The following is a 23,360-nucleotide window of genomic DNA, read 5'->3' as shown; positions in this document are numbered from 1 at the left end:
ACCCCCGGGGTGGCGCCCGGACCTCGGGGGGGCCGGGGCCCGACCCGGCCGGTACCTCGGGCCGGCCGGGGCCGTCGGCGGCCCGCGACGCGGACCCGAGCGGCGCGGCCTCAGCCGAGTTCGAGCGTCGTCACCCCGTACACGCGCTCGCGTGCCACCGGGCGGACCGGTCCCGTGTACATCCGCGCCGTCTCGAACGTCGGCTCCAGGCCCCGCTCCTCGGCCAGCCGCGCCGCCGCCGNNGGCGAGCGCGTCGAGCAGGGCGGCCGCGTCGGCCGGGGTGTCCGCGAACAGCGGCCCCACCCGCGCCTCGTCCTGCGCCGGCCGGACCACCCCGTACCCGGTCGGACGTCCGTCGGCGATCCGTACCAGCGCCCGATGGCCCGGCGTGGCCAGCCAGGCGCCCAGGAACCGCGGCCGGTCGGCGTGATGGCAGGCGTTGTCGTACGCGGCGAGGGCGGCCGGATCCACGGCCCCGGCGGGCACCACGCCGCTCACCGGGGCGTCGGGGGCCGGGACCTCGCCCACATAACGCGCCGTGCGGTACGCCGTCGCGAAGCCGGAGCGCCGGTAGTTGTCCTGCTGCGCCGGCACCCCGTCGAGCCCGACGGACCGGTCGCCGGCGTGCGCGAGCGCGGCCCGCCAGGTGGCCAGACCGTGACCGAGGCCGCGGAGTTCCGGTCGTACGAGATAGAAGCCGAGGAACGCGTACGCGTCGTCGTAGGTGACGACCGAAATGGCGGATACGGGCTCCCCGTCGACCCGGCCGAGGAAGAACCCCCGGGGATCCTGCGCGAAGAACGCCGTGGCGTCCGAGAGCCCCGGGTTCCACCCCTCCTCGGCCGCCCAGCCGCGCACGAGCGCCCAGTCCCGCTCCGTGGCGGGGGAGACGGACAGTGGGCCGGAGGAGGCGGAGGCCACGGGGATCCTTTCAACAGCCGGGAGCGGGTGCTTACTCGATAGGGGGACCGGAATCGCGGAACCGGAACCGAGGAACGCCAACTCAGGAGCTGGGAGTCGGGAACTGGGTGAAACGCGGACAGAGCCCCTGAGGAAAGCCGGGCAAAGCGCGCCGAGCATAACGCCTCGCGCGACCGCCCCCGCCCACGGCCGATCGATTCCGGCCGCGGGCTCGGCGCCGAGTCGTCGGCCGTCCGATCCCGCCGTCAGTGGACGAGCCGGAGCCGCGGGCCCGCGACCGTGAGGCGCACGGTCTGACCCCATGACAGCTCCAGCGCGTCAGACTCGACGCCGTCGCCGAACACCACCAGCCGGTCCGACTCGACGGTGAGGCGCAGCCCCTGCCCCGGGTCGAGGAGGCCCTCGACCCGGCTCGTCCCGGTCGTCGGAGACGGCCACGCCTCGCGGACGAACCAGGCGAGCCGGGCGTCCGCCGGCGCGGGCAGCGCGAGCGCGCTGGAGCGCTGCTCCCACAGCGACCTCAGCCAGCCTGTGGCCCCCGTACCCGTGCCGACGAGCACCCCCGACGAGGCCTGGGCCTCCGGCGGAAGCCCCGTCGCGTCGAGATCCAGGGTGTACCGGGCGGTCTGATGGCCGCGCGGTCCGACATAGATCTCGTTCAGCGCCAGGAGCCGCTGAGCGTCGTCGGTGACGGCCTCCACCATCGTCAGTTCGTCGACCGTCGCCGCGGCCCCCGCCGCGTACGGCAGCAGGCGCCGTGCCCGGTCCGCCCGGTGGCGGACCAGGACGCCCGGATTGCGTCCCGGGTCGGCGTCGATGCCGATGACGGGCTGACCGGTGAGGTACTTCGCCGCGTTGGCAACCAGACCGTCCTGCCCCACCACCACGACCACGTCCTCGGGCCCGAACAGGAACCGGTCCAGATCGGCGCGCTCCACCCTGGTCTGCCGCCAGGTCAGGGGCACCGCGGCCGCCACCTCGGCCAGCGCGCGGTGGGTGCGTTCGTGCCGCTCGCGCACGGCGTCGACCGAGCGGCCGCGCGCGGAGAGGAAGAACGCGGCCTGGCCGTGCGTACCGTGCCGGGCGAGCAGCTCCTCGTACTCCGTGGTCCGGTGCACGAGCACCGCGCGCGGCGCGAGGCTCACGGCCGGGCCCCGCCCTCGCCGAGCTTGGCGAGGAGTCCCGTCAGGACGTCGGGCGAGAGCGTCAGGTGCTCGATCCGGGGCAGGTTCTCGGCGGCGCGGGACACGGCGAGGGCGTGCAGGGTGGCGGGTTCGACCTCGGCGTGCGCCCGCAGCCAGGCGGACTGCGCTCCGGCGCGCGCCTGCCCGACCTCGCGCGCCGCCTCCGCCTCGGCCCGCGCGAGGCGGACCTTCCGTACGGCCTCGGCCTCGGCCCGTACGGCGTCGGCGGCGGCGTTCTCCTCGGCCTCGCGGCGGGCGTTGGTGCCGCGCTGCTCGACGAGCCGTTCCTCCTGGCGGGCCAGCTCGATCTTGCTCGCCAGCTCGTTCTCCGCGATGGCGCGCTCGCGTTCGACGGCGACCGCGCGGCGCTCGTACGTGGCCCGGTCGGCCTCCTGCTGGATCTGCTCACGGGCGGGGGTGCGCAGGGCGCGTTCGACCTCGGGTTCGGGTCGGATCGCGACCACCCGGACGGCGACGACCTCGATGCCGGTGGACGGCAGGCGGGGCTCGGCCGCGAGTCCGGCCGTGACGCGGTCCCGTACCGCCGCCACGCCGTCGACGAGCGCCTCGGCCAGCGCGGTGCGGGCGAGGACGTCGAGGGCGTGCTGCTGGGCGGTCTCCGTGAGGAGGGTGGCGATCTGCTCCAGCGGGGTGCCGCGCCACGCGCCCGTGTCGGGGTCGATGGAGAAGTCGAGCCGGGTGGCGGCGGCCGCCGGGTCGCCGATCCGGTAGGTGACGGTGGACTGGACGCTGACGTCCTGGAAGTCGGCGGTCCGGGCGTGGAAGGCCATGGCCAGTTCGCGGTCGTTGACCGGGACCTCGGAGAGGGCCGCGGTGAGCGGGCGGAACCAGAAGCTCAGTCCCTCACCGTCGTGCACGAGCTTGCCGCGGCGCTGGTGGCGGATGTGCGCGGTGGGCGCGGAGCGCAGATGGCGCCAGCCGGCCCGTCGGGTGATGTCGGCCATGAAGAAACCCCCTTGTCGTCATGTTGACGATAGGGGGGCTCCGGGTTGTCGTCAAGATGACGAATTCAAGGTCGTCCCGCCGGGTGAGGGGTTCCTCGACGGGCGGCCTGTGCCCTCGACGTGTGTCCTCGGTCTGCGTACTCCAGCCGCGTCCTCGACGGGTGTCCTCGGCCTGCGTCCTGCAGCCGCGTCCTCGACCTGCGCCCTCGACGGGTGAGGGAGCCTCAGCCCGCCGCCGGCGCGTGCGCCGGCTCGGTGCCCGGTGCGGTCGGATCCGGCAGGTCCAGCTGGGGCGCGCTCGGCTCGGGCGCGGCCGGATCGGGCCGGGTCGAACGGTGGACGGAGAAGTCGGTCGAGCGGGCTGCCGGCGCCGACCGAACGGTCCACCGGGCAGGCGTACGCGCGTGCGTGGACTCCGCGATCCGGGGCCCGGACAGCGCGGCGGGCCGGGACGGCGACGCGGGCCGGGACGGCAACGCGGGCTGCGGAAGCGTCGCCGGCTCGGGCGTCGTGATCGTCCCGGGCGCCGCCGCCCCCACTACTGACTCGGGCCGGACTGCCGCCGCGTCGGCCATCGGCCCGGCCACCGCCTCGGGGCGTGTGGCCGGAGCCGCCTCGGGGGAGCCACCCTTCGTCAGCAGCACCACGCCCCGGGCCGCGACCAGCGACGCGCCGGCCGCGACCAGCCAGCCCCACGCGCCCGCTCGGAACGTCTCGCCGAGCAGCGCCACGCCGATGATCGCGGCGGCGGCCGGGTTGGAGAGGTTGACCACGGCCAGCGGTGCGGCGAGGCCGCCCCGGTAGGCGGCCTGGGAGAGCAGGAGGCCGCCCGTCGCGAAGCCCGAGATCAGCACCGCGAGGAGCGCGGTCTGCCACCACGCCGGTTTGCCGCCCGGGAGTTCGAGCGCGAACGCGGCCGTCAGCGTCTGGGTGAGCGCGGAGGCGACGCCCGAGGCGATCCCCGAGGCCGTGGCGTGCCCGAGCCCGCGAGGCGCGTGCCCCTTGGCCGGGTGCCGGCCGGAGGCGAGCGCGACGATGAGGAGGGCGGTCGCCGCGGCGACGACGAGGGACTCGCGCAGGCTGAGCGCCTCGCCGGGCTCGGTGGGGCCGGTCACCGCGACCAGTCCGACGAGACCGGCCAGGGTCCACAGCGCCCCGCGCCACTCGGTGCGGGTCACCCGGCGCCGTGCCGCGTAGGCGCCGAGCGGCAGCGCCGCCACCAGGGTCAGGGCGCCGAGCGGCTGGACCAGCGTCAGCGGCCCGTAGTGCAGGGCGGCCACATGGGCGAGGGCTCCGGCGGCGTTGAGGCCGACCGCCGACCACCACTGCCCGCGGGCGAGCAGGGCGCGCAGTGCCCCGCGCCCGTCCTGGACGGGGGAGGCGGCGGCGAGCCGGGACTGGGCGACGGCGGCGAGCGCGTACCCGCCGGCGGAGACGAGTGAGAGGAGCACCGCGACGACGGTGCCGGTGGCGGGGTTCATCGGAGGGCTCCGGCCGGGACAGGGGTCGTACCGACCTGACGGGGTACGGGCGGAGGCGCCGTGCGGCGGCCGGGGGCGCGGACGGCGAGCAGGGCGAGACCGAGCAGCGCGGCGGCGGCGAGCGCGTCGAACCAGTAGTGGTTGGCGGTGCCGACGATGACGAGCAGGGTGAACAGCGGGTGCAGCAGCCACAGGACCCGTAGGCGGGACCGGGTGGCGGCGATCAGTCCGATCGCGACCATCAGGGCCCAGCCGAAGTGCAGCGAGGGCATGGCCGCGAACTGGTTGGCCATCGAGTCGGTCTCGGGTGTCGCCCCGTACACCGAGGGTCCGTAGATCCGCGCGGTGTCGACGAGTCCGCTCGCGGCGAGCATCCGCGGCGGCGCGAGCGGCATCAGGAGGTGCAGGGCGAGCGCGGCGCCGGTGACGAGTGCGAGGACGCGGCGCGACCACACGTAGTGGGCGGGGCGGCGCAGATACAGCCAGACGAGGAAGGCGAGGGTGGCCGGGAAGTGCACGGCCGCGTAGTACGTGTTCGCGGCCCGGATCAGCGGTTCGCCGTGCAGGAGCAGTTGCTGGATCGTTCCCTCGCCCGGCAGGTGGATCGCGCGCTCGGCGTCCCAGACGCGGTCGGCGTTGCGGAAGGCGCGGGCCTCGTGGCCGTTGGCGAAGAGCCGGCCGAACTTGTAGACGAGGAAGAGCGCGGTGACGAGCGCGAGCTCGCGCAGGAGGGGTGGTCTGGCGGACTCGCCGCCGTCCCCCTCGCCGCTCCCGTGCTCGTCGAGCCCGGAGGGGCCGGGGGTAGGCGTCAGCCCCGATCCGGCAGGACGTGGTCCTCGTATCCCGCGTATCCCGGCAGCCATCGCGCGGCCCTCTAATCCGTCATATCGCCAACAAACGGAGTGAGCCTAGATCCGATTTCATCGAGACGCAAGCGTCTCGATACGTTTGCGTCTCGATTGTGCACCCCCTACCCTCGTATGTGCAGAGACAGAGGTGTCCGGGAGGGATCGATGTCCACGTCCACGTCCGCAGCAGCGTCCACGTCACCGTCCACGTCGGGGTCGGCGTCCACGGAGGCCGCCACCGCGGCCGCCCGCCGCAGCAAGATCACGCCGGAGCGCGAGACGGAGCTGTACGACGCCGTGCTCTGCCTCCTGCGCGAGGGCGGGTACGACTCGGTGACCATGGAGGGCGTCGCGGCCCGCACCAAGTGCGGCAAGGCCACCCTCTACCGGCAGTGGGGCACGAAGCCGCAGCTCGTCACGGCCGCGCTCGCCCAGCGCCGATGCACCGTCTTCACCGGCATCGACACCGGCACCCTCGCCGGTGACCTGCGCGAGGCGGGCCGGATCGCCGCCTCCCACCGCGAGCGCGACGCCGAACTCATGGAGGCCGTCGCCCAGGCCTTCATCCAGCACCCCGACCTGCGCGCCGCACTCCGCGAGACCGTCATCGCCCCCGAGGTGGCGGCCATCGACGCCGTCGTGGCGCGCGCGGTCGAGCGGGGCGAGGTCGACCCCGACAACCCCGCGATCGGCTTCGTCGCCCCCTGCTTCCTGGGCATGCTCCGCATCGAGCGGCTCTTCGAGGAGCGCTTCACGGACGTCTCCACCATGCGGACCTTCGTCGACGCCGTCCTCCTTCCGGCGCTGCGCGTCGAGGGGTGAGTCGCGGGCCGGTCCGTCAGGCTGGAACCATGCCCGCAGAGCCCACACAGCCCGCAGAGCCCGTCCGGCCCGCCCACCGTGTCCGCGTCCGCCGCATCTACGAGACCCCGTCGCCGGACGACGGCGTACGGGTCCTCGTCGACCGGCTCTGGCCGCGCGGACTCGCCAAGACCGACGCCCATATCGACGAATGGCCCAAGGCGCTCACGCCGTCGACGGAACTCCGCCACTGGTACCACGGAACCGAGGGCGAGTACGAGGAGTTCCGCCGGCGCTACGAGGCCGAACTCGAGGCCCCCGACGCGGCGGCGGCCCTCGACCGTCTGAGGGTCCTCGCGGCGAAGGGGACGGTCACCCTCCTGACGGCGGCCAAGGACCCCTCGGTGAGCCACACGTCGGTCCTGCTGCGGGAACTGGACCCGGAGGCAGGGGCGTAACCCTCAGGCCCGGTCCCCCCGCAGCCGGGGCGCCTCGGAGGCGGCGTCGACGACGACGGCCGGGTGGGCGGCCCCGGCCGCGTCCGTTTCTTCGGTCCGCCCGTCTCCGGCGGCACGGTCGGCCAACTCCCGTGCCCACTCCACGAGTCCGCCGGCGTCGATCCCGTACGCCGCGGCGGCCTCAGCACTTCCCGGCCCGCCCGCGATGCGGTCGGCGCCGCGGCGCAGCAGCCGCGCCCCGCCCGCCGTGTTGCCACGGGCGGCGTGCGTCAGGCCCACGGCCAGCTGCGCGAGGCCCTGCCACAGGTCACGCTCCGAATCGGGGCCGGACTTCCAGGCGTCCTCGAAGACCTCGTGCGCGTGGAAGGGCATCCCGGCGTCCAGCAGCCGCTGCGCCTCGCGCAGACTCTCCTCGGGTGTGCGGACGACGCCCTCGGGCTGCCGCGGCACGCCCTCGGCGCCGTACGGCAGCGGCCGGCCGAGCCCGTCGCGGGGACGCGCGCTACGGGCCCGCCCCTCCTCGTCGCGATCCCTGCCGCGGTCACTCGCTGTCCGGTTCACCCGTCCATTGTCGCCCCCGGGACCGCCAGGCCCTGTCGTCGATTCCGGCAAGGGCCCCCTCCAGCTCCCCCACGCGGTCCCGAGCTCGCCCGGACCTCGCCCACGCGACGGGCTGGGCCACCACCCTCGCCGAACCAGCGTCCCTGGCCACCACCTGCGGCGCGTGACAGCCCGTGCGTCAACCCACCCTCCGGAGTGAGGTAATGTTTTCCCTGCACGCCGACGCGGGGGAAACCCCGAGAAGACGCGCATCGGGACGTGGCGCAGCTTGGTAGCGCACTTGACTGGGGGTCAAGGGGTCGCAGGTTCAAATCCTGTCGTCCCGACTCGAAAGAGTCGCAGGTCAGAGGCCGTTTCAGAGCAATCTGAAACGGCCTCTGACTCGTTTTGGGGACCGCTTGGGGACCAAGGGGACCCGCGCGCTTGTGCGCCGGTCGCCGTGGTCCCGTCGCGGGGCCTACTGGAAGCTGAGCCGGTGCGGGTGGGCCGGGTCGGTGGGGCAGGTGTGAACGCGCATCAGGCCGCGGCCGAGGTAGACGCCGACCGGGTCGATCACGTCCGGGTCGTCGGCGGAATCGCGGTCCTCGAGCGGAAGCCAGCTTCTCGAACCGCCGTCGCACTCCCACTTGTCGACCGTGAGCAGGGGAGGCATCGGTGTGCCGCAGGCCGCGCAGTCGACCGGTGCGGGATCGGTGAGGTGCCAGGACGCGAAGCCGCCGACCTTCCAGCCCGGGGCGATGGACAGGTCGCTCATGTAGTCGACCTCGTACTCCTCCTCCGCCCGCGCCCGCGCCATCGCGGCCTCGTACTCCTCGTAGGTGTCGTAGCTCTGCGGCTCGGAGGAGTCGTAGGCGTCCTCGTCGTCCTCCTCCTCGTCCAGCAGGCCCTCCTCCCAGTCGGCGACGGCGTCCTGGAGTTCTTCGCTCAGCAGGCCCAGGTACTCGTGCTCGACGACCTGTTCGGGGTGCAGGACGCACTGGGTGGGCACGCACTCCTCGCGGCCCGCCACCGGGGGCTCGGGCTGGTGCGTCAGGACCTCGCCGACTTCCTGCGAGCGCCGCCACTTCAGCACGACGTCGACGGTGCGGTCGGGGCCGTGGACCTCGAAGGGGCACCAGAACACCTGGAGCAGGTCGTGGCCCTCCGGGCCGACGAGGTCGGGGATGTCCCGCGTGTACAGCTGGGCGACGGCGAGCAGTGGGAGAGGATCCTCGTCCCCGAGGTCCGGGGCGTGCCGTCCCGGGGCGATGGCGTCGAGGACCCGCCGCTCCTCTTCGGAGAGGTCGCGTCCTCTCGCCTCCGCCAGGATGCGCCGCTTGAGCCGTACGTCGTCCAGCCGATGGCCGGTGCCCTTGGGGTGCACCGCGGTGCACACCGGCCACGGCTCGTCGGCCGGCCACAAGAGCGGCCCCGCCAGTGAGTTCTCCTCGGCCTTCGCCACGCCGTGACGGGGATGCAGGCGCGTGGCCGTACGCCGGTGGGCGGAGAGGGCGGGGAAAACGGCTTCGACATCGACGGGTCGCGGCGGTGTGGTGCGGGTCATGCGGTCCTCCATGGCGGCTCGGCAACGATGCTATATGCCGGTTCGGACGTAGCCGGCGGGGTTCTCCAGGCTGTGGCTGAAGGTGAAGCCCTTGTTGCCGAAGGCCGTGAACTCCAATCTGATCGGGATCGGGTTGGTGCCCTCGTAGATCGGCTTGATGTGGTACTGGACGACTTCCTTGTGCTTGTTGACCTGGTCGTAGATGACTTGTTCGACCTGGTCGCGCTGGTCCGGTGAATTGGTCGGGTTGTTGGTCTGCGTCACCAGGTTGTGCCAGGCCAGCCGGCCCTTGCCCGCCCCGCCCAGCCTGTCGGCCAGCAGATGGCCGCGGGCCTCGTTGAACGCGTTGCCGTCACCGCGCCAGCCGGGGGGCCGAAGCCTGCCCGCTTCCGTCCCCTTCTTGGCGTCGATGATGTCGGGGCGCAGGCAGGCGTACACGCCTGTGGGGCGGCCGAGATGGTCGAGGCGGCCGTAGCGGATGCTGCCGTCCCAGTCGTAGGCGTCCATCTGGCAGCGCTTGGGCGCCAGACCCAGCGGGTCGGTCCATGCCCAGGGGTTGACGACGTACGTCGTGGGGTTGGGCGCCGGGGAGAGCCCGAGTGGGTCGGGGCTGGTGTAGCGGGCGGTGTCGGGATCGTAATGGCGGAAGTAGTTGTAGTGCAGACCGGTTTCCGTGTCCGCGTACTGGCCCGGGAAGCGCAGCGGGGTGTACGCGGTGGCCGAGGTGTTCCACCCGGTGGTCCCCCAGCAGGTGGACCGGCTGCGCCAGGCCGTCTCTCCGGCGGGGGTGACGAGTTCGGTGGGGGTGCCGACGAGGTCCGTGACGATGGCGAAGAAGCGGGCGTCGACCTCCTGGTCGCTCAGCGCCTTGCGCTCGTACTGCGTGAGTGGGCGGTGACCCTCGTACGCCCAGGTGAGGACGGTTCCGGTGGATTCGTCGTACTGCTCCACGAGCAGCGGCCCGTCCCAGGTGAACCGGACGGTCTCGACGACGGTGGAGCCGTCGGCAGCCATGCGGTGCTTGGCGCTGCGCCGCCCGAGCGGGTCGTAGGCGTACGTCCACAGGGTGCCGTCGGGCGTGGTGCAGGAGACCAGGCGATCCTCGGCGTCGTACGCGTACTGCCAGACGTCGGGTTTGCGTGAGATGCGGGACCGGCGGCGCGTGACGACCCGGCCCGCGGCGTCGTACTCGTAGTGGACGGCGCCCGCGGAGACGAGCCGGCCGCCGTCGTAGACGCGCGGGCCGCGCGCGTCGGCGTGCCCGGCCGTGCCGGGCCAGTGGGCGGCGGTCTGGTTTCCGGCGCCGTCGTAGGCGTAGCTCTCGGCCCAGCCGGGTGCCTCCACGGCCAGTGGCCTGCCCACCGGGTCGAGCGAGATCCGCTTGTCCCGGCGCTCGGCGCCTGCCGGTCGTTCGCCGAGGGAGACCGGGTATCCGTCCGGGCGGTAGGCGTAGTCGCGTGTGCGCAGCGGGCTTTCTCCGCCGCGCGCGGTCAGCGTCTGCGTGAGGGGCCTGCCGACCTGGTCCCACACGGTCGTGAGGGTCGTGGCGGAGCCGGGACTCCCCCAGGTGCGGGTCAGCTCCCGGCCGAGTCCGTCATGGGTGAAGTCGAGGGCGTGGCCGCCGACCGTCAGGGACGTGCGGTGGCCTGACACGTCGTAGGACAGCCTGGTGAGGACGCCGGTGGGTGTGGTGCTCGACGTGCGCTGGCCGACCAGGTCGTAGGTGTGGCGGAGGGTGCGGCCGTCCAGCGTCTCGGCGACGAGCCGGCCCATGACGTCCCGCTCCATCGTCAGGGTGGAGGCGGCGGTCCTGGCTTCGGTGAGGGCTCCGGCGCGGTCGTAGGCGTACCGGGTCACGCTTCCGTCCGCGTCACGGGCGACCATGCGGTCCATGGCGTCCCAGGAGTAGGTGACGGTCCGGCCGAGCGCGGTGGTCCGCTCGGTCAGGCGGTTGGCCGCGTCGTACGCGTAGTGGGTGGAGCGGCCCTCGAAGTCCGTCTCCACGACGAGCCGTCCGGCCGCGTCATAGTCGTACTGCCAGGTCTGGCCGAGCGGGTTGGTCACCTGGGCGAGGCGGAGTTCCGTGTCGTAGCGGAGCTGTTGGCGGGCGCCGTCGGGCGCGACGCGGGCGAGTGGCTTGTCGAAGTGGCCGTACTCGGTCGCCCAGCGTCCTCCGGCGGCGTCGGTGTACGTCAGGCAGTTGCCCTCCGGGTCGTAGGCCCAGGTCTCGCGGCTGCCGTCGGCGCCGGTGCGGGCCAGAAGCCGGTCGTCCGCGTCCCACTCGAACGTCTCCGCCGCGCCGAGGGGGTCGGTGACACGGGTGGGCCGGCCGCGGTGATCGCGTGCGACGCGGGTGACTCCGCCGTCGGGGTTGGTGATGCCCACGGGCAGCCCGGCGCGGTCGGAGCGGATAGCGGTCGTGTCCCCCAGGGGATCGGTGACGGTCGCGACCGCTCCGGTGCGGTCGTGGGTGAACCGGGTGAGCGCCCCGTCCGGGCCGAGGGTGCCGGTGCAGTTGCCGCGGTCGTCGAAGGTCTGACGCCATACGGCCCCGTCGACGGTGGTCACCTCCACCGGAAGGTTCCGGTCGTCGTAGCGGGCGGTGGCGGTGCTGCCGTCGGGCAGTCGGACGGCGGTGAGGTTGCCCGCGTCGTCCCAGGTGAGCTCGGTGGTGTGGCCGAGCGGGTCGGTGCGGGTGAGCGGGCAGTCGTAGGCGTCCCAGGTCAGGTGGGTGGTGTGGCCCAGCGGGTCGGTCTCGGCGACGACCTGGAGCCGGTCGTTGAGGTGCAGGAGCGTCGTGGCGCCGGTGGAGTCGGTGTACCGGGTGATGTGGTGCCCGGTCTCGGGGTGCGTGCCGTAGGAGAAGTGCGAGGAGAGGACGCCGTCGGGTCCGAGCGTGCGGGCCACTCGCCCCTCGGCGTCGTACACGTACCGGAACGTGGAGCCGTTGCGGTCGGTCCAGGAGGTGACGCGGCCGTCCCCGTCGTAGGTGAAGGACAGGGCCGGTCCGTCCGGTCCCTCGGGACCGGTGAGGACGGTGAGATCGCCGGTCGGGTCGTATCCGTAGCCGACGACCGTGACCGGCCCCTCGGGCTCACGCACGACCAGCGACGTGACCCGTGAGTCGTCGGCCGTGACCTGGACGACGTAGCCGCCCGAGTGCGACACGGCGGTGGGTGCGCCGTCGGGGCGGCGCGAGAAGTCGACACGGTTGTCGTTGCGGTCCTGGATCGCGCCGAGCCAGTACGCGGTCGAGTCGCGGTAGGGGCTGGAGGTGAACGTGCGCACCAGACCGGTGTGCGGGTCGCGGACCTCGTACGAGGTCTCGTCGCCGGACACGCCGCCGTGCACCAGCGGGAGTCTGTCGCCCTCCACCGGCAGCACCTTCTCGCCGTCGGGCCGGGGCAGGCGCGGGTACATGAGCAGAGAGCCGTCCTCACGCACCCATATCGCTCCCTCGCCGGCCTGCCCCGCCTCGATGCGCTCGTCGAGGGTGGAGGCCCAACTCCGGCCGAACCAGTGGCCGTAGCGGTACGTGGACAGGTGCGTCCGGCGCAAGGTGAGCGGTAGGACGCCGGGCAGGGTGAGATCGGTCTGCGGGAGCAGCATCTTGCCGGTGGCGACGTCCACGGGGTCGTTCTTGCAGACCGTCTTGTCCAGCGAGACGCTGTTGCGGCGCGGATCGTCCGCCGCGTCGCGCACCGAGTTGGGCCGCGTACGTGCGTCGTGACCGGGGTCGTCGCGGCGCCCGTGGCTCGCCTCGGATCGGTCGCGGTCGTCGGCGTCGCCCTTCCGGCCCTGCCGGGCGAGGCGGTCGCGGATGGCGTCGTCGTTGTTCTTGTGGTCGACGGATATCTGCTTCACGGCCTTCGGCAGCGTCTTGCCGACATGGTCGCCCATGGCCTTGGCGGACTTCACCAGGGCGCCCATGGCCTTCTCGATGACCGGGTCGAGGGCGTCGGCGATGTCGTCCCGGCCCTTGTTGCGCCCCTGAGCCGTCTTCGCCTTCGTCAGTTTGCCGGTCGTCCTGCCGTGGATCCCGGCGCTGACGCCGTTCAGTTTCGTACCGGCGTTGTCGTGCTCGTCGTGCTCGATGTGGAAGCCCTTGCCCCCGGGGCGAGCGCCGCCGCCGCCTCCGGCCGAGGCGAGGTTCAGGCCGTCCTTCGCGCCCTGCACACCCTCGTCGAAACCGTCCTTGCCGGCCTGCTTCGTCTGGTCGAGGTTCACACCGTTCTGGACGCCCAGGGCGTCCATGCCGATCTGGACCACGAGGTCCGCCGCCATGTTCTCCAGCGCGGAGACGGCCGGCTCGGTCATGACCCCGACGATGTGACCGACCGCCTCCTCCATCGCACCGGTGATGAGCTTCAGCAACTGCTTCTTCGTGAGGGCGATCGCTCCGGCACCGAGCAGGGCGGAGAGGCCGCCGGTCACCGGGATCAGTGCCATGGCGAGACCGGTCTGACCGGCCAGGATCCCGAGCTCCGCGACCGCCTTCCACTTCATGCCCTCGATGGCACCGGCCGCCATGTCGAGTGCGCCGGCGATCGTCCGGGCCGCGGACACCATGTCCTTCAGGTGTTTGCCCTTGACTTTGCCCCAGTGCTCGTTCAGCGCGTCCATGGCCTCGCCGTGACCCGACGACAGCAGGCGCTCCATATGGTTGTTGGCGAGCTGGCCGTCATCGGCGAGATCGTCCGCGAACTCCCGCAGGGCGTCCGCCATCTCCCGGTAGGCGTCCTCGTCGACGTTGGGCCAGTTCACCCCCACCAGATCCAGAAGCGTGTCCGCCCAGTCCGGGACCGTGACAGCCATGTTCGAGAATCCCCCCGTGCGCAAGCGTGTTCGCAGAATGCGAGTGCGAACACTTTGCCATGGGGCGCGCGGTCGAACAATGCGGTACCTCGGCCGGGTCAACTGCCCGATGGTGAGGGCGGGTCGGAGCGTACCGGAGGGCCGGCTGCGCTCACTCCGCGAGCGGTGCCGGGGGTCGGCCGTGCTCAGTCCGCGAGCGGTGCCGGGGGTCGGCCGTGCTCACTCCGCGAGCGGTGCCGGGGGTCGGCCGTGCTCAGTCCGCGAGCGGTGCCGGGGGTCGGCCGTGCTCACTCCGCGAGCGGGGTGGAGGTGAGCTCCCTTTCGAATCCGGACAGCAGCGCGTCGAGGGCGAAGTCGAAGCGCGCCCGCGACGCGTCCTCGCCCGACTCGCGGGCGGCGCCGACCAGTAGCGGGTACGTGTCAGGGTCCAGCGAGGCCATGCTGTCGGCCCCGCCGACGTTGCCCGCCTGTGCGGTGGCGTGCCCGACCACGAAGCTGGTCAGCGAGTAGAGGGCGTCCAGGGTTCTGGGCAGAGGGAAGCCCGCCTCGTACATCATCCGCACGGCGGCCTCCAGTGTCCCCAGGAGGCGGGGCGTCATGGCGGGCCGGGACAGCAGCAGCGGCACGGCGTTCGGATGTGCGCCGAGTGCGGCGACCAGCGCGTGCGCATAGGCGCTCAGGTCCTCCCGCCATGTGGCGGCGCCGAACTCCGGCGGGACGGCCTCGGCGACGACCTGCTCGATCACTCCGTCGAGCAGGGCGCTCTTGTTCGGTACGTGGTGGTAGACGGTCATCGCCTCCACGCCCAGTTCGGCGCCGAGTCGCCGCATCGACAGGGCGTCGAGACCTTCCTGGTCGACGAGCCGCAGGGCCGCCTCCAGGACGGCCGCGCGAGTGAGCCCCGCGCGCTGCCCGCGAGCCCTCCTGGCCGCCATGGCGCCCTCACCTTCCGTACCGGACGTCGTCGCGATCCGATTGACGATTCTTACGCTGTAAGTATAGCGTCCCGCCCAGCCTTACATCGTAAGAATCCCTGGGGTGTTCCAGGGCCGACGAGGACGAGAGGGCGATGACAACCACCGAGTTCGCCGAGGCGAGGAATCAGTCCGCGCGACCACCGGACGATGCCGGTCCCGGGCAGGAGCGGCTCCCGGACGGGCGGAGGACGGCAGGGCCGCTGCGACCGTATGCGGCGGGCTTCGTCGCCGTGATCGGTCTGCAGGTCACCGGCGCGGTGGCGGGGCTGGCGCCGCTGCTCGCGGTCGTCGAGCTGGGTCGCGCCCTGCTCGCGTCCGGCCCGGTCGACCACGGCCATGTCCGGTTCGTCGTGATCGCGGGCGCGGTCGGACTGTTCGCCAAGCTGCTGTTCACAGCCGCCGCGGCGGCCGTCGGGCATCTGCTCGACGGGCGGGTGCAGTTGGCGTTGCGCCGACGGCTGGCCGCGCGGCTCGGGCGGGTGCCGATCGGCTGGCTCGCCCGCCGACGCAGCGGCGAGCTGGCCAAGCTCGTGGGCGAGGACGTCGGAGCCGTGCACCCGTTCATCGCCCACACTCCCGGCGAGCTGGCCTCGGCCTTCGTCGTGCCGCTGGTGTCGCTGGTCTACCTGTTCACCGTGGACTGGCGGCTGACGCTGATCACACTCGTCCCGGTGGTCGCGGCGGTGGCGCTCGTGCCGCTGATGACGACTCCGGCCCGGCTGCGCGAACAGGCCGACTTCGACACGGCGATGGCGCGGATCGGGAGCTCCGCCGTGGAGTTCGTCCAGGGCATCGCGGTGGTCAAGGCCTTCGGCGGGGGCGAGCGCGCCCACCACGAGTTCCGCGCCGCCGCCGACGACTTCGTCGCCGCCTTCCACCGCTGGGTGCACGGGATCTCCCCGATCGCCGCGGGCATGCAGCTGGTCCTCTCGCCTCCGTTCGTGCTGCTGACCGTCCTGATCGGCGGCGCGGCACTGATCACCGGCGGAGGAATGGCCCCGGTCGATCTGCTGCCGTTCCTGCTGCTGGGAATCGGCCTGACCGCCCCGGTGGCGGCGCTCGGCCACGGCTTCGACGAGGTGCAGGCCGCCCGCCGCGCCGTCGGCCGGATCCGCGACGTGCTCGCGGTGCCGCCGCTGCCGGAGCCGGCGAACCCGGTCGCGCCGCACGGCCACCGGATGGAGCTCAGGGGTGTCCGGTTCGCCTACGAACCCGGCCGGGACGTGCTGCGCGGAGTCGACCTCACGCTGGAGCCGGGGACGGTCACCGCGCTCGTCGGCCCGTCGGGAGGCGGCAAGTCGACTCTGGTCCAACTGCTGCCGCGGTTCGTCGACCCGACGAGCGGATCCGTCCGCCTGGGCGGCGTCGACCTGCGCGAGCTGAGCAGCCGGGAGCTGTACCGGCAGGTCTCCTTCGTCTTCCAGGACGTCCGCCTGCTGCGCGCCTCGGTCACGGACAACATCGCGCTGGCCGTGCCGGACGCCCGTCCGGACGACGTGGTGCGGGCGGCCCGGCTGGCGAACATCCATGACCGCATCCTCGAACTGCCGCGCGGATACGAGACGGTGATCGGAGAGGAGGCGCGACTGTCGGGCGGCGAAGCCCAACGAGTCGCGCTCGCCCGCGCACTGCTGGCCGACACTCCCGTGCTGGTGCTCGACGAGGTGACCTCCTTCGCCGACCCGCACACCGAGCAGGCGGTGCGCCGTGCCCTGGCCACGTTGCGGGCCGACCGGACGGTGCTGGTCATCGCGCATCGCCTGGAGACCGTCGTCGGCGCCGACGCCGTCGCGGTCCTGGAGGACGGAGTGATCGTCGAGCACGGCAGCCCCGGTGAACTGATGGAAAAGGACGGCACGTTCGCGGCGCTGTGGCGCTCCCGGCACGCGGCGGACTTGCGGCGCTCCGCGGGCTCACCGGGCTCACAGGGCTCGGCGGGCTCGGCGGGCTCAGAGGGATGAGGGCCGTGACGACGCACGGCGCGGACGATCCGCAGGGGTCGTGTCCGCGGACCCACTTCGAACCGCGAGGAGACGCCCCCCGATGATCCGCATGCTGCTGCGCGTGCTGGGCCACCAGTACTCCCGACCGATGCGCCGCACCCTCGCCCTGATGACGACGACCGCGGTCGTCGAGGGTCTCTCGTACGCCCTGCTGGCACCCGTGCTGCGCGCACTGCTCGGGGACAGACCGGACCGCGCCTGGCCCTGGCTGGCCGCGTTCGGGGCCGCGGTCGCGGCCTACGCGGTACTGCGCTACCTCAGCGACCTGTCGGGGTTCCGCGTCGGTACGGCACTGCTGCGCGGCGTCTACCACCGCCTCGGCGACCATCTGGCCCGGCTCCCGCTCGGCTGGTACGGCACGAGCCGGGTGGGAGAGGTGTCCGTCCTGGCCGGTCAGGGCGTTCTGCGGGCGATGAGCGTGATCGCGCACCTGCTGGCGCCGTTCGTCTCCGCCGCCGTGACGCCGCTGACGATCGTCGCCGTGATCCTCGCCCTCGACTGGCAGCTGGGGCTGGCCGCGCTGACCGCCGTCCCCGTCGTGGCGGCGATCCAGGTCCTGACCGGACGCGCGACGGCGGCCGACGACGCGGAGCGTGCCACGCGCGACCGCGAGGCCACGGAGAGGGTCGTCGAATTTCTCCAGGCCCAGCCGGTGCTGCGAGCCGGGGGCCGGACCGCCGAGCGCTACCGACTGCTCGACGACGCCCTGCGGCAGGTCCGGCGCGCCTCCCGCCGTTCGACGCTGTCGGCGCTGCCCGGCGCGTTGGGTCTGGCCCTGGCGGTGCAGGCGGTCTTCACCGCGATGCTGGTCCTGGGGGCGTACCAGGCGCTCGGCGGGGACGTCGGGGCCGTGCAGCTGCTGACGGTCCTGGTACTGGCCGCCCGCTCCGCGGACCCGCTGCTGTCCCTCGCCGACCTCGGCGGCAAGCTGCGCGCCGCGCGCGGCGAACTGGCCCGGCTCGACGCGGTGCTGCGCACCGAGCCGCTGCCGCAGGTCCCCGCCGCGGTGGAACAGCGCGGCCATGGGCTCGCGTTGGAGTCGGTCACCTTCCGGCACGACGGACGCACGGTGTTCGACGACCTGTCGCTGTCCGTCCCCGAGGGGCAGCGGCTGGCCGTGGTGGGGCCGTCGGGCGCGGGCAAGAGCACCCTGCTGCAGTTGCTCGCCCGGTTCTACGACGTGGACGCGGGCGCGGTGCGCCTCGGTGGCGCGGACGTGCGCGCGATCGGTGCGGAGGCGCTGATGGCGCAGTTCTCCATCGTCTTCCAGGACGTCTACCTCTTCGAGGGCACCATCGAGGACAACGTGCGCCTGGGCCGCCCGGACGCCACCGGAAGCGAAGTGCGTGCGGCCGCGGCCGCGGCGCGTCTGGACGAGGTGGTCGATCGCCTGCCCGACGGATGGGCGACCACCGTCGGCGAGGGCGGCGCACGACTGTCGGGCGGCGAGCGCCAGCGCGTCTCGATCGCCAGGGCGCTCCTCAAGGGCGCGCCGATCGTGCTGCTCGACGAGGTCACCTCCGCGCTGGACCCCGTCAACGAGGCGGCCGTCCACGCCGGCATCGAGCGACTGATGGCGGGTCGGACCGTGGTGATGGTGGCCCACCGGTTGCGCACCGTCCGACACGCCGACCGCATCGTCTTCCTCGACGCCGGCCGGATCGTCGAGGAGGGCGACCACGACGAACTGCTGCGCCTCGGTGGCCGCTATGCCGATTTCTGGAATCTGTCCCTGGCGCCCACGGCGACCCGTCCTGCGAGACCGGCGGCGTCGGCGAGCCCGGTGGGGTCGGCGACGGACCGTGCGACCCGGACCACGCTCGCGGACGAACCGGATCCGTAGCGCGGGGTGGTGTGGAAGGTTGGATCGGGGGCAGGCGGGTGGTGGAGCGCATGGGACCGCTCCTCGTGGTCACGGGCTCGCCGTCTCCCCCTTTCCGGCGATCCCGTGAGCAGTCGAACGGCCCGCATCTGGCAGGGGTGCGGGCCATTCGGCGTGATCCGCCGGCCCGTGGCGACGAAGGCGGCCGAAGCCGCCGTCCGCCCGCGGGGGGCTGGAGCGGGGGCGCGGCACGGCCGATGTCCCGGCCGTGTCCCGCGTGGTCCAGGTGGCCCCCGTGGCCGTGCGAGGGCCCGCCCGCCGGGTCACCATCGACGTGACCGGGGGAGCGGGGGACGCGGGAGAGACGGAGACCGTCATGGCAGCAGGTTGGGAGCCCCGGCCCTCGGCCGACGCAGGTGCCTACGGGGACGGCGGGGCCGAATGGCGGCCCGTTCTGGATGTGCCCCCGCCGGGGCGGCAGCGTCGGTGGACGGTGCTGCTGCGCTGGCTGCTGCTCCTCCCGCAGTTCATCGTCGTGGCCCTGCTGACCTTCGTCGGGTTCTTCGTCACGATCGCGGGCTGGTTCAGCGCTCTGGTCCTGGGCCGGCTGCCCGACCCGATCGCGTCCTTCCTCGGCTCGGTCCTCGCCTACCAGACCCGGGTGTCGGCCAGCGCGGCCCTCCTCGTCGACCGCTACCCGCCGTTCTCCTTCGACGCCCCCGACTACCCGGTGCGCATCGAACTGCGCGCCACCCCGCTCAACCGGCTCGCCGTCCTGTTCCGGCTGATCCTGATGATTCCGGCGGCCGTCATCAGCAGCCTCGCGCAGTCCGGCTGGTTCGCCATCAGCTGGGTCTTCTGGCTGATCGGCATCATCCTGGGCCGCCTCCCCGAACCGGTCTTCGGAGCCACCGCGGCCGTCGTCCGGTACCGGATGCGCCTGGCGGCCTACGCGACGATGCTGACGCCCGTCTACCCCAAGGGGCTGCTGGGCGACGCACCCGACGCCGCCGCACAGCCCGCGTACTCCGCGACCCGTCCGCTCCGGCTGGGCACCGCCGCGCAGGTACTGGTCTGGCTCTTCCTGCTCCTCGGGCTCGCCGGTCATCTGACCTCAGGCACGGTCGACTACGACGACACCGGCGACGACCGCCCGGGCGCGGCCGCCGGCCGGGTCGCGGGGTGACCGCTCCGGCGGGCTCGCACACGCGCCGGACACCGCCGCGCGGGGAACACGGCTGACGACGTTCCCCGTGGTGCGGTCGGGGGAAGAGTGCCTCGTCCTACGGTGGTTCGATGCGATCCGTTCCCAGATGGGCCCTGTTGTCCTCGGGGTGCGCCCCGTTGCTGCTGGCCGGTGGCTGGACCGTCGCGGCGCTGCTCGAAGGGCCCGCCTACGATCCCGTCACGCAGACCATCAGCGTCCTCGCGGCCTACGGGGCCGCGGGGTCCTGGGTCATGACCGGGGCGTTCCTCGCGCTGGGCGCCTGCCATCTCCTCACCGCCTGGGGTCTGCGGCCCGCCGCTCCCGCCGGGCGGGTGGCGCTCGCCGGTGGTGGTGTGGCGGCCTTCGCGGTCGCGCTGGTCCCCGTGCCGAGCAGCGGGGGGTCCCTCACACACGGGGCGGCCGTCGTGGTCGGCTTCACGCTGCTCGCGGTGTGGCCGGTGCTGGCCGCCGTGGGCCGTGGCGGCGTGCCGTGGGGGCTCCGGCTGACGCCCTCCGTCGCCGTGACCGTGCTCATGGCCCTCGGTGCGGTCTGGTTCCTCGTCGAGATGAACCGACAGGGGTCCGCCGGCGTCGCCGAACGCCTCGTGACCTGCATCCAGTCCACCTGGCCCCTGGTGGTGGTCGCCTCCTGCCTCCGCTACGCCGGTGACCTGAGAGGCAAGAGTGGTGCGAGTGGTGAGAGCGGTGTCGGCGACGAGAGCGGTGCCGGCGACGAGAGCGACGAGACCTCGGCGCCGCCTCGATGACCACTGGGGGGAGGAGGTGAGGCGTGTCGTGGCAGGGCGCGTCGCTCTTGCGCTCGCTTGTGTGTTCGATTTGGAGTTATGGTGGGTCCGTGACCGCAGCACGACCCACCCTGCCCGGACTCCAGGGTTCCTTGTTCGACCAGGGCGACGAGATCCGCTTCGGCCCGCTGGACGGTCTCCGGCGGACGCCGCTCGACGGTGGCGCCTGGGTCGACCACCTCCCGGGCTGGCTCCACGGCGCCGACGCGCTGTTCGAGGAGCTCGTCGGCCGGGTGCCCTGGCGGGCCGAGGAACGGCCGATGTACGACAACGTCGTCGCCGTACCCAGGCTCCTGGCCCACTACGGCGAAGGCGCGCCCCTCCCGCACCCCGCCCTGGCCGAGGCCCGGCGGACACTCGGTGCGCACTACGCCCCCGAGCTCGGTGAGCCCTTCGTCTCCGCCGGTCTCTGTCTCTACCGCGACGGCCGCGACAGCGTCGCCTGGCACGGCGACCGCACCGGCCGTTCCGCCCACCACGACACGATGGTCGCCATCCTCTCCCTGGGCGACCCCCGTGACCTCGCCTTCCGCCCGAGGTCCGGCGGCCCCACGTACCTCCGCCTGCCGCTCGGCCACGGCGACCTCGTGGTGATGGGCGGCTCCTGCCAGCGGACCTGGGAACACGCCGTCCCCAAGACGAGCCGCGCCGTCGGACCCCGCATCAGCGTCCAGTTCCGCCCCCGCGGAGTCCGCTGAGACCTGGGTCCGCGCCCGGGCCCGGACGCGGACCCGGACCGGGGCTTGGGACAAGGCAGTGTCCCGTGGATCACCACATGAGGTAATGGGCCGATGAGCTACTTCATGTACGACGTCACGGGTGGGACGGTCGACGAGCCTGATCCGGAGACGATGAGGCGAGTGCTCGACGGTCTGGCGCAGGCCGATGACGAGCACCCTGATGTCTCGCTCACCCATGAGAGCGGATGGTGCCTCAGCGCCTTCGGTGGCGGTCTGCTGGTCTGGGAGAACCCGGACGAGGACTCGGTGGCCCCGGGTGAGATGCGCGGTGTCGCCCGCGAGGAGATTCTCCGGCTCTTCGGACTGCTGGCGGCGGGTGACGTCTCATCGGTCGAGGCGCTCTCCTGGCAGAGGTGACCGGCCCTGGCGTCAGGTTCGCCCCCAGAGGAAGATCGCCGCGACCCGAAGCGCCGCGAGGTAGTGCACGGCGAGCTCGTCGGTACGCATGGCGTACATCATTCGGTTCTCCCGCCGGAGCCCCTTGTCGCGGGCGCCGGCGGCGTGCCGGCCCCGGTCTCCGTCCTGGCCGGGTGCGGGCGGAGTGCGATGGCGCACCAGACGGCTGCCGCGATCAGGGCCGCCGCCGCCATGGCGCCGACCAGCGGCGCCTCCGGGCGCCAGCCCAGGGAGAGCCGGGTGCCCAGGTACGTCAGCCCGGCCGCGATCCGGCCGGGAGCGTAGACCGGGACCTTCGCGGCGGTGGCTCGCAGGGCGGCCGCCACGGCGAGTCCGGTCACGGCCCAGGCGGTCAGGTACGGCCACAGCGCGCCGGGCGCGGCGGGCGGGAGACCGTACTTCTCGGAGCCGATCCGGAACAGGGAGGTGACCCAACCCGCCGCCACCGCGGCGGCGCCGACGCCCACCACCCACAGGGCGTGCCGCCAGAACGGGCCAGGTCGTACGGTCGCCTCGTCGTCGTCGAAGGGGCCGGGTGCGAAGAGTCCAGTCACGGCCGGTAGGACGTCGTGCGGCGGGAGGGGGTTGCCCGTGGGCCGCCCCGGCGGCCCCGTCAGCCGGCCCAGCGCCCGGTCAGATACGCCAGGGCGAAGAGCGTCGACAGCGGTGCGACGAGGCAGAAGTACGCGGTCCTGAAGCGCGGTGAGCGGAGAGTCCAGGCGGCCAGCGTGATCCACAGGGGCCACCACAGGAGGGTCGCCCGGGGGATGGACTGGTACCAGTAGGACGTCCCCAGGGCCCACAGGCTGAGGCCGACGTAGGCGGCTTCGGGCCAGTGGCGGCGGCGTACCAGGAGGGCCACCAGCGCGAGGCCGACGACCATGGCGAGGAGTTCGGCCTGGAACATGAACGCGTAGCCGGTCGTCTGGACCTGGTCGAACGCGGACTCCCAGGTGTTGCTCCAGGCGTCCCACGGGGTGTGGAAGTGGCGGTACCACCCTCGCTCCTGGGCGTGTTTCCAGGCCATCCAGTCGCCGGTGCGGGCGTGCAGGTACCAGGCGTACAGGGCTGCGGGAAGGGCCGGCAGGGCCAGCCAGGGCAGCGGCCGCCAGTCGGACCGGGCGCGGGCCGTGAGGACGAAGTGCAGGGTGAGGGCAGCGGCGAGGAACAGACCGCTGATGCGGACGGTCGTCGCCAGTGCGGCCAGCGTGGCGGCCAGGGGCCAGTCGCGGCGGTCGGCGGCGAGCCAGGCCGGCAGGGCGAGGGCGAGGAAGAGCGACTCGCTGTATCCGGTGGCGAGGAAGACCGCGCACGGCGAGAGCAGCAGGAGCTGAGCCGTCCGTCGGCCGGCGTCGGCGTCGGGCAGATACAGGCGTGCGATCCGCACGAGTGCGAGGACCGCGATCCCGCCGGTGAGGAACGAGATCAGCAGTCCGGCCGCGGTCCAGCTCGGTACGACGGCGTGGACGGCCCGCAGGGCGAGGGGGAATCCCGGGAAGAACGCCTCGCGGTTGTCCCACTCGGCGTCCCACGGGCCGCTTCCCGCCGGGAAGTAGCCGTCGCGCGCGATGTTCAGGAAGTGTCCCCAGTCCCAGCGTTCGAAGGGCGCGAGGGCGGGGCCCGGGTCGCGCGCGCCGGAGTCGGCGGGGAAGAGCCAGCGTGCGCCGTGGGCGGTGATCCACAGGGCCGTGCGGGTGAGCAGATAGAGCCACAGCACCTCCCGGTCCTCGGCGCGGAGCGGCAGCCGTAGCCGTCGGCTGCGGGCGGTTCGGGAGAGGGGCAGGGGGATGAGCGGGGGAAGGGGCTTCGTCTCTTCCCGCGGCCTCGGGGAT

General features: G+C 73.1%; 19 protein-coding genes, 1 tRNA gene and 1 pseudogene. 9 read left to right on the top strand and 12 right to left on the bottom strand.

Going from position 1 to position 23,360, the window contains the following annotated elements; translation table 11 throughout:
• Positions 1–110 precede the first annotated feature (110 nt).
• The 6 genes and pseudogenes from AOK00_RS40430 to AOK00_RS18780 form a co-directional block, all read right to left on the bottom strand.
• Positions 111–241: pseudogene (locus tag AOK00_RS40430) on the bottom strand (GNAT family N-acetyltransferase); the annotation flags it as partial.
• Positions 242–243: 2 nt separating this feature from the next.
• A partial coding sequence (locus tag AOK00_RS18800; protein WP_254047415.1) for a GNAT family N-acetyltransferase occupies positions 244–921 on the bottom strand: 678 nt, incomplete at its 3' end.
• A gap of 245 nt (positions 922–1,166) precedes the next feature.
• Positions 1,167–2,066 carry an NAD(+)/NADH kinase gene (locus AOK00_RS18795; RefSeq protein WP_055601456.1) on the bottom strand — a complete coding sequence of 300 codons (900 nt, stop codon included), beginning with the start codon at positions 2,064–2,066 and terminating at the stop codon, positions 1,167–1,169.
• Positions 2,063–3,070, bottom strand: a complete 1,008-nt coding sequence (locus AOK00_RS18790) for an SPFH domain-containing protein (protein ID WP_055601455.1) — start codon at positions 3,068–3,070, stop codon at positions 2,063–2,065. The genes AOK00_RS18795 and AOK00_RS18790 overlap by 4 nt, the downstream gene beginning before the upstream one ends.
• 224 nt (positions 3,071–3,294) lie before the next feature.
• Complete coding sequence (locus AOK00_RS18785; RefSeq protein ID WP_254047414.1) at positions 3,295–4,551, bottom strand: DMT family transporter; 1,257 nt, start codon at positions 4,549–4,551, stop codon at positions 3,295–3,297.
• Entirely contained in the window at positions 4,548–5,363 is an 816-nt protein-coding gene (locus AOK00_RS18780; RefSeq protein ID WP_055601461.1) for a phosphatase PAP2 family protein, read from the bottom strand. Before AOK00_RS18780 ends, AOK00_RS18785 begins: the two co-directional genes overlap by 4 nt.
• A gap of 201 nt (positions 5,364–5,564) precedes the next feature.
• Between AOK00_RS18780 and AOK00_RS18775 the strand changes: the two genes are divergently transcribed.
• Both AOK00_RS18775 and AOK00_RS18770 read left to right on the top strand, forming a co-directional pair.
• The gene (locus AOK00_RS18775) at positions 5,565–6,221 is read left to right on the top strand and encodes a TetR/AcrR family transcriptional regulator (RefSeq protein ID WP_055601454.1); all 657 of its coding nucleotides are present in this window, start codon (positions 5,565–5,567) and stop codon (positions 6,219–6,221) included.
• 29 nt (positions 6,222–6,250) lie between these two features.
• Entirely contained in the window at positions 6,251–6,658 is a 408-nt protein-coding gene (locus tag AOK00_RS18770; protein WP_055601453.1) for a DUF488 domain-containing protein, read from the top strand.
• A gap of 3 nt (positions 6,659–6,661) precedes the next feature.
• On the opposite strand, the gene AOK00_RS18765 is transcribed toward AOK00_RS18770, so the two are convergent.
• A complete protein-coding gene (locus AOK00_RS18765) occupies positions 6,662–7,219 on the bottom strand; it encodes a DUF309 domain-containing protein (protein ID WP_055601452.1) in 558 nt (185 codons plus the stop codon).
• Between the two features lie 252 nt (positions 7,220–7,471).
• On the opposite strand from AOK00_RS18765, the gene AOK00_RS18760 reads away from it, so the two are divergent.
• Positions 7,472–7,545, top strand: a tRNA-Pro gene (locus AOK00_RS18760).
• A gap of 131 nt (positions 7,546–7,676) precedes the next feature.
• Here the strand turns inward: AOK00_RS18760 and AOK00_RS18755 are convergent.
• From AOK00_RS18755 to AOK00_RS18745, 3 genes are all read right to left on the bottom strand, one after another.
• Positions 7,677–8,762: a hypothetical protein gene (locus tag AOK00_RS18755; RefSeq protein WP_055601460.1), complete on the bottom strand. Its 1,086-nt coding sequence runs from the start codon at positions 8,760–8,762 to the stop codon at positions 7,677–7,679.
• A gap of 30 nt (positions 8,763–8,792) precedes the next feature.
• A complete protein-coding gene (locus AOK00_RS18750; RefSeq protein ID WP_055601451.1) occupies positions 8,793–13,577 on the bottom strand; it encodes a DUF6531 domain-containing protein in 4,785 nt (1,594 codons plus the stop codon).
• A gap of 287 nt (positions 13,578–13,864) precedes the next feature.
• Positions 13,865–14,512: a TetR/AcrR family transcriptional regulator C-terminal domain-containing protein gene (locus AOK00_RS18745; RefSeq protein WP_055601450.1), complete on the bottom strand. Its 648-nt coding sequence runs from the start codon at positions 14,510–14,512 to the stop codon at positions 13,865–13,867.
• A gap of 134 nt (positions 14,513–14,646) precedes the next feature.
• Between AOK00_RS18745 and AOK00_RS18740 the strand changes: the two genes are divergently transcribed.
• The 6 genes from AOK00_RS18740 to AOK00_RS18715 all read left to right on the top strand — a co-directional run bounded on the left by AOK00_RS18740 (position 14,647) and on the right by AOK00_RS18715 (position 21,489).
• Positions 14,647–16,515, top strand: coding sequence for an ABC transporter ATP-binding protein (locus AOK00_RS18740; RefSeq protein WP_079042073.1), 1,869 nt, complete (start codon positions 14,647–14,649; stop codon positions 16,513–16,515).
• Between the two features lie 82 nt (positions 16,516–16,597).
• Positions 16,598–18,400 (top strand): ABC transporter ATP-binding protein, encoded by a 1,803-nt coding sequence (locus tag AOK00_RS18735; RefSeq protein ID WP_079042072.1) that lies wholly within the window; start codon positions 16,598–16,600, stop codon positions 18,398–18,400.
• Positions 18,401–18,755: 355 nt separating this feature from the next.
• Positions 18,756–19,565, top strand: a complete 810-nt coding sequence (locus AOK00_RS18730; RefSeq protein WP_055601459.1) for a DUF4389 domain-containing protein — start codon at positions 18,756–18,758, stop codon at positions 19,563–19,565.
• 110 nt (positions 19,566–19,675) lie between these two features.
• Positions 19,676–20,353, top strand: a complete 678-nt coding sequence (locus tag AOK00_RS18725; protein WP_079042071.1) for a DUF998 domain-containing protein — start codon at positions 19,676–19,678, stop codon at positions 20,351–20,353.
• An 89-nt stretch (positions 20,354–20,442) separates the two neighbouring features.
• Positions 20,443–21,090, top strand: coding sequence for an alpha-ketoglutarate-dependent dioxygenase AlkB family protein (locus AOK00_RS18720; protein ID WP_173861592.1), 648 nt, complete (start codon positions 20,443–20,445; stop codon positions 21,088–21,090).
• A 93-nt stretch (positions 21,091–21,183) separates the two neighbouring features.
• The gene (locus AOK00_RS18715; RefSeq protein ID WP_055601449.1) at positions 21,184–21,489 is read left to right on the top strand and encodes a hypothetical protein; all 306 of its coding nucleotides are present in this window, start codon (positions 21,184–21,186) and stop codon (positions 21,487–21,489) included.
• 98 nt (positions 21,490–21,587) lie between these two features.
• Here the strand turns inward: AOK00_RS18715 and AOK00_RS18710 are convergent, their stop codons facing one another.
• Together AOK00_RS18710 and AOK00_RS18705 are read right to left on the bottom strand one after the other, a co-directional pair.
• On the bottom strand, positions 21,588–22,082 hold the full coding sequence (locus tag AOK00_RS18710) for a hypothetical protein (RefSeq protein ID WP_063886623.1): 495 nt from the start codon (positions 22,080–22,082) through the stop codon (positions 21,588–21,590).
• 59 nt (positions 22,083–22,141) lie between these two features.
• Complete coding sequence (locus AOK00_RS18705) at positions 22,142–23,317, bottom strand: mannosyltransferase family protein (RefSeq protein ID WP_107097422.1); 1,176 nt, start codon at positions 23,315–23,317, stop codon at positions 22,142–22,144.
• Positions 23,318–23,360: the final 43 nt, after the last annotated feature.

It is taken from the genome of Streptomyces aureus, from assembly GCF_001418135.1.
Classification (GTDB): domain Bacteria; phylum Actinomycetota; class Actinomycetes; order Streptomycetales; family Streptomycetaceae; genus Streptomyces; species Streptomyces aureus_A.
The sequence above is the reverse complement of the archived record's forward strand: the minus strand, read 5'-3'. Positions and strand labels throughout refer to the sequence as shown.